The sequence below is a fragment of the Microcoleus sp. Pol12B4 genome (assembly GCF_036701385.1).
Taxonomy (GTDB): Bacteria; Cyanobacteriota; Cyanobacteriia; order Cyanobacteriales; family Microcoleaceae; genus Microcoleus.
The window spans coordinates 1-12047 of record NZ_JAUBQR010000205.1; the positions used below are offsets into that span (position 1 = coordinate 1).

The window sequence follows — 12047 nt, forward strand, 5'->3', positions numbered from 1 at the left end:
ACTTTAAAGGTAGAAATTACTGAAGGCGTCATCATGGAGAATGCCGAATCAGCAGTGGCTATCCTCGCGGAATTGAAGAATTTAGAAATTCAATTATATATTGACGATTTCGGAACTGGCTATTCTTCTTTGAGCCGCCTGCACACTTTTCCCACTGATGCTTTAAAAATTGATCGAGCTTTTGTTAGTCGTATGACTGAAGATGAAGGTAACGAAGCGATTGTACAGACTATTTTAATTTTAGCCAGTCATTTAGGTATGGATGTAATTGCTGAAGGCATCGAAACTATCGAACAGCTTAATTTACTCAGAGCGCTGCAATGCGAATACGGACAAGGATACTTTTTCTCAAAGCCGATAGACAGCATCGCAGCCTCACTTTTGATAGAAAGTCAACCTAAATGGTAATTTGACTGTTGACTGTTGACTGTTAACCTTTGGCTTTTTGTTTTAGTGAGTTAAGATAAGCATTAAGTTTTGGCGAAAGTTCATTTAATAAGGGATGCAGGCGATCGCTCTGTTCTTGAGTTAAAAGATAAAGATTTTGAGCTCCGTCAAGTCTTAACCAGTGTCTTGTTTCGTTAAACGAGCCTCTGGCAATTTTCACAAAACGCTGATTATCTTTGCAGCTATAGCGTCCATGTCCTTCTGCAATATTAGCACCAACACTATCAGCCGATCGCACTATTTGTTTGCCCATCGTATCCTTCGTAAAATCGTCCCATTTTTTAATAATAAACCATATTTCGTTTGATATTTTTTCAGCTCATTGATAAACTTGTAGCTGTTGAAAGCTTTCCCTATTAGCTTCTTTAAAGAATTGATAGCCAACAATTGATTAATGACTAATACAAGTTAACCGTCAACAGTCAACAGTCAACAGTCAACAGTCAACCGTCAACCGTCAACCGTCAATTAACTTAAACTTTCGCTTCCAAAGACTTGAGAAACTCAGTATTTACCCCCGACTCCCGCGTCAGGGCAATTTTCCCAGTACGAGCAATTTCCTTAATCCCAAATCTATTCAGAACCTGGACGATCGCCACCATTTTACCGGGATCTCCCACAACTTCTAATGTCAGCGTATCATCACCAATATCCACAACTCGCGCTCTAAAAATTTGAGCTAACTCAATGATCTCCGATCGCGTCCCGCTAGCAGCATTAACTTTCAGCAACATCAACTCCCGTTCCACACAGGGAATTTCCGTTATATCCTGAACTTTAAGCACGTTAATCAACTTGTACAGTTGCTTTGTCAACTGCTCGATAACCTGGTCATCTCCGGGTACAACCATTGTAATCCGAGATATTCCCCCTTGCTCAGCCGGGCCAACGGCGAGACTTTCAATATTAAAACCCCGACGGGCAAACAAACCAGCAATTCGAGTGAGGACACCCGCTTCATCTTCAACTAAAACCGAAAGAGTGTGTTTCATTTCTCCAAAAAGACGCATTTCGTGCAATTCTACTTTTGCCAATTCGCCTTTTAGCAGAAGTGCACGCCCATTGAACCTGCATTAGATATTTTATCGCGAGTTATATCATTTCCGGTTACACCGGAATGATGTTGACTGTTGAGTGTTGACGGTTGACGGTTGACGCCGTGAACAGTCAACACTCAACGCCGTGAACAGTGAACTCGAATTTACTATTCCGATGCTAACGGATTTGATATTATTCGCTGTTCATCTGCGGGAAAAAACAATATATTAAGCTGTGGGGGCGAGAGTCACCTCCGATCGACAATATCACTTATTGATCGGCGTAAATCCGCCCCCACCCGCTTATTGTTGTCGATCCCACGCACATGAGCTAAGTTTTTTTGTGTACGAACCTACACAATTCCTCGCTCGAATAAAAAATTTTCAGGTCTTGTCGCCGACGGGGACTGAAATTTTGAGATTAATTAATCTCAAAATTCCTTCACAGAAAAACCCGGTGTTGCAGCGACGGCATCTGGCGGCGGACTTGTTCTAGTCTATCAGGATTAATTTCTGCAACCGCCACACCCGGTTCCTCTCCAGCATCCGCCAACACAACACCCCAAGGGTCTACAATCATCGCGTGACCGTGAGTTTGACGGCGGCCGTAGTGGCGGCCAGTTTGTGCAGGGGCAATCATATAACAAGTATTCTCGATCGCCCTAGCTTGCAACAAAACCTTCCAGTGATCCTTGCCAGTGTAAGCCGTAAACGCCGCCGGCACAAACAAAATATCAGCCCCCTTGTACGACAAATGCCTGTACACTTCCGGGAACCGCACGTCATAGCACACCGAAAGTCCCAGCGTCCCCAAATCCGGCGACACATAAACAGGTGGCAAATCTTCACCAGCTTTCACAGTGTTCGATTCCCTGTAAGTAATGCCGTCTGGCACATTCACATCGAACAAATGTACTTTTCTGTACCTTGCCACTTCAGTACCGTTTTGGTCTACCAGCAAAGAGGTATTGTATACCTTCCCCCCCTCCGTCGGCACCGGAAATCCGCCGCCCAGAATCGTTACCTGGAACCGTTGGGCCATCGTTTTGAGGAATTTTTCGCTCAGGAGCCCGATCGCCTCTGCTGAAGCAATCTTTTCCTCCTCTTCTCCCATAAACGAAAAATTTTCTGGTAAGGAAACTAACTCAGCACCCCGACGTACTGCCAGGTCGATTAATTCCTCTGCCTGAACCAAATTTTTTTGCAGGTCAGGCAAGCTAGTCATTTGAATTGCTGCGGCGAGATAAGACTTCATCGATTCACAATATTAGTCATTAGTCATTAGTCATTAGTCAGTAATCATTAGTCATTGGTAACTAATTTGATAACTAAATAGTTGATATCCTTGGATTTTACCCAGTCATACGCTGTCTAGCACGAACTGGTATGGTTTGAGAGTTTTGATATTTGAGCTTTAAATTAACCTGTAACTCATAATTCAAAAATCAAAACTCTCAACTTTTACCTCCTAGGTTTTGCAACCTAATTAGCCTTAAATCTTAAGGCATTGGATGGAAAAGCAGGTCGGGGAAAAAGCGGTTAAATTCAATTAAAGCCGCAGCTTGAATAGATATCCAAAGGATAGCCAATACTGGTGCTGTCGAAAGAAACTTGACAAAGTATTGCATGAATTCTGCTCCTGAAAATTCGAGACAGTTAGTAATTGCCGATCGGTCTGTGGCTAATTGCTAATTTCCAGTTAATTAATTAACTGTTAGCTATTAGCTCTTCTCCATTTCCCAATTTTAGCGGGGGGAAACAGTAATTTCGTCGTCCTTCGCAAACATTTCACCGCTGGTGATTGATGTGAGAGCTGCCAGAGGCCATAAAACGCCGCTCAGCATACATTTGATTGCCAAAGGAACGTCGATAATAATCTCTTTTTCCTCTGGGGTTGCTGATTTTTTGGTAACTTGCAGATAAGAACGGCCCACCCAACCAATCCAACCTGCGATATACAAGAACAGTATGCTAGGAATCAAGAAGTCCCCTGCTTTGCTCAAGTTGCCGTCTACGATTAAGTGCGGGTATCCTTCCGGGCCGCACATAGCTTGGGAATAGCGATCGAATCTTGCTTTCGCAGATGCCGGGTCGCCATTGGTAGAACGTGCATTTTTAGCCAGTTCCTTGAATTCGGGAGAGTCCTTGCACGGCACTAAATTGTAAGCCGAAGCAACTGGAGCAAAACTGATCCAGACACTCAACACTAAAATTGCAGCAAACAATCGTCGCATGGAATTGTTTCCTTTTGTTACAAAACAATAAGTTTTTGTACAAGCATTTCAACTTGCCGATCTGGAATCCAGATTACCGTGTTTGTTGACAGTGTAAAGTATCCATCATTGATGCGGCAAATCCCAATAGAATGAGGGATTAGCGTTTTCATAGGTCAATGCTGAGCTAGCAATACCGCGAGGATATTCCTTCCTTGCATCAGATGATGACCTTACCTGTCGCTCGGTCAAAAATCCCTTAACTATAACCTGAGTACAGGTAAAGGAGGGGACTTGCGCCGAATTAGTTAAGCTAGCAATAACTAACCTATCAAATAAAATTACCAGTTAATGGCAACCATTTTCGCAATCGAAACAAGTTGTGACGAAACAGCAGCAGCAATTGTTAAGAATCGTCAAGTTTGCAGCAATGTTGTAGCATCACAAATTAAAATCCACCAGCAGTTTGGCGGAGTAGTACCGGAAGTGGCTTCGCGGAGTCACCTAGAAATGCTAAATCAGGTAATTGCCCAGTGTCTCGGTGAAGCAAACCTGAGTTGGTCAGAAATTGACGGCATTGCAGCGACTTGTGCCCCCGGTTTAGTAGGTGCATTGTTGGTCGGGCTGACAGCGGCAAAAAGCTTGGCAATAGTCCATCAAAAACCTTTTTTAGGCGTCCACCACCTCGAAGGGCACATCTACGCTTCTTACCTTACCGAACCAGACTTGCAGCCACCGTTTTTGTGTTTGTTAGTTTCCGGAGGACACACTAGCTTTATTTATGTCAAAGATTGCGGCGTTTATGAAACTGTAGGACACACGCGCGACGACGCCGCCGGCGAAGCTTTTGATAAAGTTGCGAGACTGTTGCAGCTAGGATATCCCGGCGGACCGCTGATTGACAAATTGGCCGCCCTTGGCAATCCCCAAGCATACCCTCTACCAGAAGGCAGAATTTCCTTGCCTGGTGGCGGATACCATCCTTATGACAGCAGTTTTAGCGGCTTGAAAACCGCAGTTTTGCAATTAGTACAGAAACTCAAGAAACAAAATAACAATGTGGGTGCTGAAAGCACCTTGCCTGCCTCTACAATTAATGATATTGCGGCTAGCTTTCAGGAAACAGTAGCCAAGGGTTTAACAAAAAGAGCGATCGACTGTGCCGTAAATTTCGGGCTTACCACTATTGTAGTCGGTGGGGGAGTTGCAGCAAACAGCGGACTGCGAAAACACTTACAAGCAGCAGCAGGAAAACACAACTTGCGGGTATTGTTTCCGCCATTAAAATATTGTACAGACAACGCAGCCATGATTGGCTGTGCGGCGGCCGAACACTTGCAGCGAGGACACACATCACCGCTGACTTTGGGAGCAAATTCGCGGATGGCTGTCAGCGATATTATGGAACTGTACAAGAGTCATTAGTTATTAGTCATTAGTCATTAGTTAACAGTCATTAGTCAACAGTCAACAGTCAACCAAACGATGAAAATTCGCGATGCAGAAGAAAGCGATTTGCCAGCAATTGTCCAAATATATAACGCAGCAATACCGGGCAGAATGGCCACAGCCGATTTAAAACCAGTCTCAGTCGAAAGCCGCCTCCCGTGGTACAGAGAACACTCGCCCAATTCCTGGCCGATTTTGGTAATGGAATCAGAACAAAATATCGTTGGCTGGCTGAGTTTTCAGCTTTTCTACGGACGCGCCGCCTATCAGCATACAGCAGAAGTTAGCATCTACGTCGCACCCGATCGCCAACGGTGCGGAATCGGACAAAATTTATTGCAATCGGCAATTGTGCGGAGTCCAGAATTGAAGCTTAAAACTCTCATAGGAATAATTTTTGCTCACAATCAGCCGAGTGTAAGATTGTTTGAGAAATTTGGCTTTCAGCGGTGGGGATATCTGCCACAAGTTGCCGAACTTGACCACATTGAAAGAGATGTCGTAATTCTGGGTTTGCGTTGTCTGTAGGGAAACGGCAATGCCAATTGGTGTCAACTTAAGGTCAAACGTAATACCGGTCTGCTGTTTGACGATTAGGCCTCGATCCCCCCTAGCCCCCCTTAAGAAGGGGGGGACAGGAAGCGCTCAAAGTCCCCCTTCTTAAGGGGGATTTAGGGGGATCGAGACTAAGGTAGAAGCGAGATTTTCCAGGCTCTGATGTTTGCTCAATCTGCTAAAATTGTAATTTCATCCAAAGATGCGATCGCCACATCAGCATTTTCCAAATGACTAACCTGGGCCTTCCCCCAACAAATCCCGATACAGCCAGCCGCGCCCGCATTTTTACCCATCTGAATATCGCCCGCTGAATCTCCCACCATCAAAGTTGCTGCGGGATTTACTCGGAGTTTCTCACAAGCTTCCAAAAACAATTTCGGGTCTGGTTTATGAACCGTTGAATCAACTCCCATTTCTAACTGAATGTAGTCAGCTAATTCGTGGTGTTTCACAAACTTCTGCACAACCTCCGTCGTAGCCGCCGAAAGAATTCCCAGTTTTAAACCCGCTTCCGAAAGATATTTTAGCACTTCCAAACTGCCGACAAATAAAGGAGAAACAGCACTATTTTTAAACATTTCGTCAGCTTCATCAAAAGCGCGACGCGCAATCGTTAAAGATTCCAGCCATCCCCTGCCGGTTTCGGCGATGTATCCCGCTGCAACAATCTCATTTTCCCTGCGACTACCGACTGCTAGCAAGCCTGTGGGGTCGATGCTGCCACCTTCGATGCCGAAAGCCATTTGTAAAGGCTCTCCAACGCCCGGAATTTGAGCGTCTGCGAGGCGCGCTCGCTTAATTCCCAACAATCTCAAAAATTCTTGAGAATCCTCTAGAGTGCCGTCTTTGTCAAAGATTACGGCTTGGATATTCGAGAAGGTAATGCCCCGACATTTAATAGTTATCAAGAATCTGAACTCCGTAATTTTTATAGTTTTTTTTGCATGGTCTCATATTGTGCTATTTTTAGCAATTATTTTTAGCGCAACATAATTCTCTTGTCCCCCCCTTATTAAGGGGGGCTAGGGGGGATCTGGCCTTAACTATTACGAGATCGATCGCACTCTTGTCCCCCCCCACCAAGGAAGCCCAGGGGAGGTCTGGCCCTAAGAATGACGATCGCACGCACCCAACAACTCCTGACAAACTCCCTCGAAACACTGCAACACATCAACATTCGTAAACCTGACAACTTGCAGCCCATACCCCTCGAAAATCTCTGTTCTTTCCGCATCATATTGTTTCCCCTGTTCAGTAAAATGACTCTCGCCATCAACCTCAATTACCAATCTTAAAGCAGCACAATAAAAATCTACAATAAAATTGTCGATCGGCCGCTGTCTCAAAACTCTAAAAGGGAAATTTCTCAGAAAATCTTCCCAAAGTTTCTTTTCGGCTGGAGTTGGATTTTTCCGAAGTTCCTTGGCGATAGGGATGAGTTTTGGGTTGTAAGGTAGGTGGAAATTCGAGTCGTTGAATTTGGTCATCATCCTCCTAATCTCGGATCGATCCCCCCTAACCCCCCTTAAGAAGGGGGGGACATGAAGCACTCAAAGTCCCCCTTCTTAAGGGGGATTTAGGGGGATCTCCGGGGGACAAGAGTTTAACTGCCTAATCTAATCTCAAACATCATAAATCAACACTCCAAAATATTTAAAATCTTCCTACTAAATTAGCCACCATTAATCCTAATACAACCGGCTTGATCGGCTTAATCATATGCCTTTGAAAACCAGCTTCGATCGCCCTTTCGCGTTCTTTATCGCTCGCATAGGCAGTCAGCGCTGCGGCTGGGATTTCTCCTCCGGCTTCCGCAGCAAGAGCTCGCACTTCTCGAATTAAGAAATACCCATCTTCCTCTGGCATTCCGATATCGGAGATTAGCAAATCATATCTGCCCGGATTTTCAGTCAAAGCAGCGATCGCACTTCTGGCAGATGCAACTGCCAAAACCTCCGCCCCGTAGCCTTCAAGCACAAATTGTAAGAAGTCGCGCGTATCGATCTGATCGTCTACGGCTAAGATGTGCAAGCCTTCTAGAGAGGGGACGCGATCGCTAGAGGCGTTTAAAGGCCCTACCAAAGCAGTTGACTTTAAATCGATCGCCGATGTCAACTCTGGAGGTAGCGATCGCAACGGCAATCTCACAGTCATTGTAGTTCCTTGTTTCTCACCCGGACTTTCGGCTTGCACAGTTCCCCCGTGCAATTCAACCAGGTGACGCACGATCGACAAACCCAATCCCAGCCCTTGATTCCCTTTAACGCTGCTGGAATCGCCTTGATGGAAACGATCGAAAATATATGGCAAAAATTGTGCATCAATGCCTTTTCCCGTATCGCTGACTCGAAGTTGAGCATGATTCTCGATCGTCGATAGCATGATTTCCACTCGTCCCCCCGCCGGAGTAAACTTAATCGAATTAGACAGAAGGTTCCACACAACTTGCTGCAAGCGATTGACATCCCCTAAAACAGTCGTAGGAATCAACTGCGAAACAATTTGAATGTTTTTTGCTTCGGCGGATAATTGCACCCCGTCCAGCGCAGCTTGCACCACTAACCGCAGATCGATCGGACAAATGCACAGTTGAAGCTTGCCACTGGTAATCCGGGAAATATCCATGATATCTTCGATTAACTGATATTGCGCCCTCGCGCTGCGCTCGATCACCTCTAAAGCCTTAGTAACGGCTGGTTCCTTCAGTTTCCCGGAACGCAGAATTTGTGACCAGCCCAGGATCGGAGTCAAAGGATTGCGTAATTCGTGGGAGAGATTCGCCAGAAATTCATCTTTACTACGGTTGGCTGTTTCTGCCTGGTGGCGGGCCAACTGTTCATGCAGTAATAACTGCGATCGTACTGTCTCCAACTGCTTGCGCTGCGTGATATCCTCGATCGACAACAGAATCATTAAATCTCGATCTTCTCGTTCAAGTTTACAAGCATTCAGCAGCATGGTTTTGGGCCCGATATTATCAAATAGGTGATCCAACTCAAAGTTTTCAAGCTGAACATCACTAACCAGAATATCTTCCAAAATCCATCGCACTTGGGGGATATTCCACTGCCCGTTGCCTAGCTCAAACAGCGAAGATTTTGCTGTTTGTGACGGTAAAACCTGAAACATTTCATAAAACGATCGATTTGCTTTATTCACTCGGAAATCAGCATCTAGGACCACTAAAGGCGTTTGCACAGTTTCCACAATGGTTTCAGCATAATTTCGGGCCTCCTCCAAGGTTCTGGCACTGCGTTTAAGAGCATCGATATCGAGCAAAACCATCACCACACCGTCAATCTGGTTTTCCGTTGTCCGGTAAGGACGAATGCGGAGGTTGTACCAATATCCCGATAAAGTTTGAACTTCTTGTTCTTTCGTCTGGAGAGTATCAATCACCTCCAAAATCATCTGTTCCAAGTCAGGAACGTTCAGAGTTGAGCGGATGTCGCTAAAAGGTCGTCCAACATCTGTGGGAATCACACTAAAAATTTGCTGTGCCGTTGGCGTAAAGCGTCGAATCTGTAAATCGTTTGTCAGCATTAAGATAGGGATATTGATACTGGAAAGCAAATTTATCAGATCGTTATTGACCAGGCTTTGTTCAATATTTCGGCTGCGAAGTTCATCGTTAGTGGTAGTGAGTTCCTCGTTAGTAGCTTGAATTTCTTCTTTGGCAGTTTCTAACTCCTCATTGGTGCTTTGCAACTCCTCGTTACTCGATAGGATTTCTTCGTTCGCAACTTTGAGGTCTTGGTTGAGACTTTCCTGATCCTGGATCACCGCTTGCAGTTGGGCTTGAGCCGCAGTTTTTTCTTGGTTAGCGGCTGCAAGTTGCTGCCTCAGCAGCTCAATTTCGCGCACTAAATCAGGTTGCTCGAAGCTTTCAGAAGGGAGGGTGCTGAAGTTAAGCACCGAAGGTGAAGCCTCTTCAAATACCACCAAAAAGTAGCGTCCTTCGGCCGCCTGTGGCTGGAACGGAATCACCTCAAAATTGACGATACTCGATCGTCCGCCCGATTCAAGCAATACCTTTTCTTTCCTAATGGTTGCGTTCTGCGTTTGTGCCTGATAAATCGCGGTGCGAAGCTCAACCAGCAAGCCTGCCCTTGCCATTGCCAGCAAATTTAAGTCTGGCGTTCCAGCTACCACTCTCAAGTAAGGATCGATGTCTCCCCGCACTTGCAAGATTTTCATCTGCTCGTTGACAACCACACTGGCTGGGGCATATCGATTTAAAATCAGTTGGTCAGTTTCTTGTTGTAAATCCAAGCTATTCGTAAAATTGTTTTTCACTTCCTCCCGTTCACGTGCTTTAGCGACGGGATAGGAACTCGGCGTAAACGAAAGATTAGGACGAGTCGCAGTCAACTTTTTGGTATAAATTTTAGACTTTTTCTCCACTGAAGTAAACAAGTAGGAAAATTCTCCGGTACTCTCAGAAGTGCCTAACAAGAGAAAGCCCGTTGGCTTAAGACTGTAGTGAAAAATCGGCATCACTTTTTTTTGCAATGACTCTCCCAAGTAGATCAGCACATTGCGACAGCTAACTAAATCGATATTGGAAAAAGGCGGGTCGCTGCCTAAGTCTTGTCGGGCAAATACACAAAGTTCGCGGACTGCCTTGCTGATTCTATAGCTACCTCTTGCTTCGGCAATAAAGAAGCGAGTACGTCGTTCTGGTGAAACATCTACCATCTGGTTTTCTGAGTAGACGCCAGACCTCGCTTTGCCAATTGCCTGTTCGCCAATGTCCGTGGCAAAAATCTGAATCGGTGGCTGGATGGCTCGATCGCCCAAAAACTCTAACAAGCAAATCGCGATCGAATAAACTTCTTCACCTGTCGAACATCCGGCCACCCAAATCCGAATCGGAGTTTCTGCCGATTTATTTTGGGTAATGGTGGGGAAAACCACTTCTTTTAACTTTTCAAAGGCTTCGGCGTCACGGAAGAAACTGGTAACGTGGATCAGGATTTCTTCATACAGGGCTGTGACTTCAGCCGAATTGTATCGAAGATGTTGGGCGTAATCATTCAAGCTTTCCAGCTTGTACAACACCATCCGTCGCTGGATGCGTCGAGCGATCGTCCTGGGTTTGTACTGGCTAAAATCAACGCCTGTAGTGGATTTCAGCAGCGCAAAAATAGTAGCCAGGGCATCTCCCTGTTCGGGCGATTCCTCAACTTTTGTCATGGGAAGCGGGCCAGTGAGAAGGGGATTGTGACTATAGTTTGCCAGTTCCTCGGCAATTTTTTCCGGTGGTAGAACGAAATCGACATTGCCTGTCGCAACAGCGGTATTCGGCATACTATCGAATTTTGCTGTGTCTTGACATTGAGCAAAAGTCATGCCTCCGGCTGCTTTGATTGCCTTGAGCCCCAGTGAACCGTCTCCGTCTCCCCCGGATAAAACTACGGCGATTGCTTTGTGCCCGCGATCGAGCGCCAATGAGGTAAAAAACGCATCTCCCGGCATATATTTGCCATAAATCTTCTCGCGCGGTGATAGTTGCAGCACGCCTTTACATACCACCATCTTGGTGTTGGGCGGAATAACGTAGACTTGATTGGGATCTACAGCTACGCCGTCTTCTACCTCATTAACAGGCATTTGCGTCGTTCTCGCGAGAATCTCGCTCAGCAGACTTTTGTGATTGGGGTCTAAATGCTGAATCAGCACAAACGCCATACCCGTATCAACCGGTAAATGGCTCAGTAACTGCGTGAATGCTTCCAAACCTCCTGCTGAGGCGGCAATCCCAACAATGGGAAAGGGGGCATCGGTTTCGGCTAATTGTTCGCAATCGAGGGCGACTGGTGCGATCGATTCGAGCGTATTTTCTGGAGATAATTGAGGAGAAGTCATAATGTGAAGTCCTCGACTTCATTTATTTAGGAGCCAACATATTTGGTAAGCGTGTGGCTAAGTAATTCGGACTATTTGTATCAAAGCCTACTTAAGCTATCGGCATTATGAAGATCCCTTAAAAATGACCTACACTGTGCGAGCCATGATCTGAGCGCTCTCGAACAACTCTATCTGCTGTTGGGGCGATCGTAACGAGAGGCTGACAATAACCAAGTAGTATATCTGCTTTTGTACTTAGCTTTTTTCACCGACAAGTGTAGCAGACAGCGGGATTACTGATTCCGTATTAATTCTAGCAGTATAAGCGACTTGTGCGCCTTGTATTCCTTTTAAATCTTCTACTCGTTTTTGAATTTCGGAGACTCCAGAAGCTTTTAATGCTGTTAAAAATGCTGCGTCGCTGTAAACATCTTCGGAAAACGAAACTTCGTCACTTTTAGAAAGATTTTGAATGCGGGCGGCTTTGTTGACT

General features: G+C 45.5%; 12 protein-coding genes. 3 read left to right on the top strand and 9 right to left on the bottom strand.

Features of this window, described 5'->3' with window-relative positions; all coding sequences use genetic code 11:
* A partial coding sequence (locus QUA38_RS22905; RefSeq protein WP_333165903.1) for an EAL domain-containing protein occupies positions 1–408 on the top strand: 408 nt, incomplete at its 5' end.
* A gap of 22 nt (positions 409–430) precedes the next feature.
* Here QUA38_RS22905 and QUA38_RS22910 read toward each other — a convergent pair.
* From QUA38_RS22910 to QUA38_RS22930, 5 genes are all read right to left on the bottom strand, one after another.
* Positions 431–757 carry a four helix bundle protein gene (locus QUA38_RS22910; protein WP_333165922.1) on the bottom strand — a complete coding sequence of 109 codons (327 nt, stop codon included), beginning with the start codon at positions 755–757 and terminating at the stop codon, positions 431–433.
* A 163-nt stretch (positions 758–920) separates the two neighbouring features.
* Positions 921–1439 carry an acetolactate synthase small subunit gene (gene ilvN, locus QUA38_RS22915; RefSeq protein WP_333095566.1) on the bottom strand — a complete coding sequence of 173 codons (519 nt, stop codon included), beginning with the start codon at positions 1437–1439 and terminating at the stop codon, positions 921–923.
* Positions 1440–1926: 487 nt separating this feature from the next.
* Positions 1927–2739 carry a carbon-nitrogen hydrolase family protein gene (locus tag QUA38_RS22920; RefSeq protein ID WP_333165905.1) on the bottom strand — a complete coding sequence of 271 codons (813 nt, stop codon included), beginning with the start codon at positions 2737–2739 and terminating at the stop codon, positions 1927–1929.
* Positions 2740–2983: 244 nt separating this feature from the next.
* Positions 2984–3112 (bottom strand): photosystem I reaction center subunit IX, encoded by a 129-nt coding sequence (gene psaJ, locus QUA38_RS22925; RefSeq protein ID WP_333037175.1) that lies wholly within the window; start codon positions 3110–3112, stop codon positions 2984–2986.
* Positions 3113–3229: 117 nt separating this feature from the next.
* Complete coding sequence (locus tag QUA38_RS22930; RefSeq protein ID WP_333037176.1) at positions 3230–3718, bottom strand: Photosystem I reaction center subunit III; 489 nt, start codon at positions 3716–3718, stop codon at positions 3230–3232.
* Between the two features lie 330 nt (positions 3719–4048).
* On the opposite strand from QUA38_RS22930, the gene tsaD reads away from it, so the two are divergent.
* Both tsaD and QUA38_RS22940 read left to right on the top strand, forming a co-directional pair.
* Positions 4049–5122 (top strand): tRNA (adenosine(37)-N6)-threonylcarbamoyltransferase complex transferase subunit TsaD, encoded by a 1074-nt coding sequence (gene tsaD, locus QUA38_RS22935; RefSeq protein WP_333165907.1) that lies wholly within the window; start codon positions 4049–4051, stop codon positions 5120–5122.
* Between the two features lie 60 nt (positions 5123–5182).
* Positions 5183–5674 carry an N-acetyltransferase family protein gene (locus tag QUA38_RS22940; RefSeq protein ID WP_333165909.1) on the top strand — a complete coding sequence of 164 codons (492 nt, stop codon included), beginning with the start codon at positions 5183–5185 and terminating at the stop codon, positions 5672–5674.
* A 197-nt stretch (positions 5675–5871) separates the two neighbouring features.
* Here the strand turns inward: QUA38_RS22940 and QUA38_RS22945 are convergent, their stop codons facing one another.
* The 4 genes from QUA38_RS22945 to QUA38_RS22960 form a co-directional block, all read right to left on the bottom strand.
* The gene (locus QUA38_RS22945; RefSeq protein WP_333165912.1) at positions 5872–6612 is read right to left on the bottom strand and encodes an HAD family hydrolase; all 741 of its coding nucleotides are present in this window, start codon (positions 6610–6612) and stop codon (positions 5872–5874) included.
* Between the two features lie 198 nt (positions 6613–6810).
* The gene (locus QUA38_RS22950) at positions 6811–7194 is read right to left on the bottom strand and encodes an endonuclease domain-containing protein (RefSeq protein WP_333165915.1); all 384 of its coding nucleotides are present in this window, start codon (positions 7192–7194) and stop codon (positions 6811–6813) included.
* A 163-nt stretch (positions 7195–7357) separates the two neighbouring features.
* Positions 7358–11572, bottom strand: coding sequence for a chemotaxis protein CheB (locus QUA38_RS22955; protein ID WP_333165917.1), 4215 nt, complete (start codon positions 11570–11572; stop codon positions 7358–7360).
* A 237-nt stretch (positions 11573–11809) separates the two neighbouring features.
* Positions 11810–12047: hypothetical protein (locus tag QUA38_RS22960; RefSeq protein WP_333165919.1), on the bottom strand; the 238-nt coding region annotated here is incomplete at its 5' end.

Coding starts and splice junctions, on each gene's coding strand:
- ilvN (WP_333095566.1), bottom strand. CDS start 1,439: ATGAAACACACTCTTTCGGTTTTAGTTGAAGATGAAGCGGGTGTCCTC.
- QUA38_RS22920 (WP_333165905.1), bottom strand. CDS start 2,739: ATGAAGTCTTATCTCGCCGCAGCAATTCAAATGACTAGCTTGCCTGAC.
- psaJ (WP_333037175.1), bottom strand. CDS start 3,112: ATGCAATACTTTGTCAAGTTTCTTTCGACAGCACCAGTATTGGCTATC.
- QUA38_RS22930 (WP_333037176.1), bottom strand. CDS start 3,718: ATGCGACGATTGTTTGCTGCAATTTTAGTGTTGAGTGTCTGGATCAGT.
- tsaD (WP_333165907.1), top strand. CDS start 4,049: ATGGCAACCATTTTCGCAATCGAAACAAGTTGTGACGAAACAGCAGCA.
- QUA38_RS22940 (WP_333165909.1), top strand. CDS start 5,183: ATGAAAATTCGCGATGCAGAAGAAAGCGATTTGCCAGCAATTGTCCAA.
- QUA38_RS22950 (WP_333165915.1), bottom strand. CDS start 7,194: ATGATGACCAAATTCAACGACTCGAATTTCCACCTACCTTACAACCCA.
- QUA38_RS22955 (WP_333165917.1), bottom strand. CDS start 11,572: ATGACTTCTCCTCAATTATCTCCAGAAAATACGCTCGAATCGATCGCA.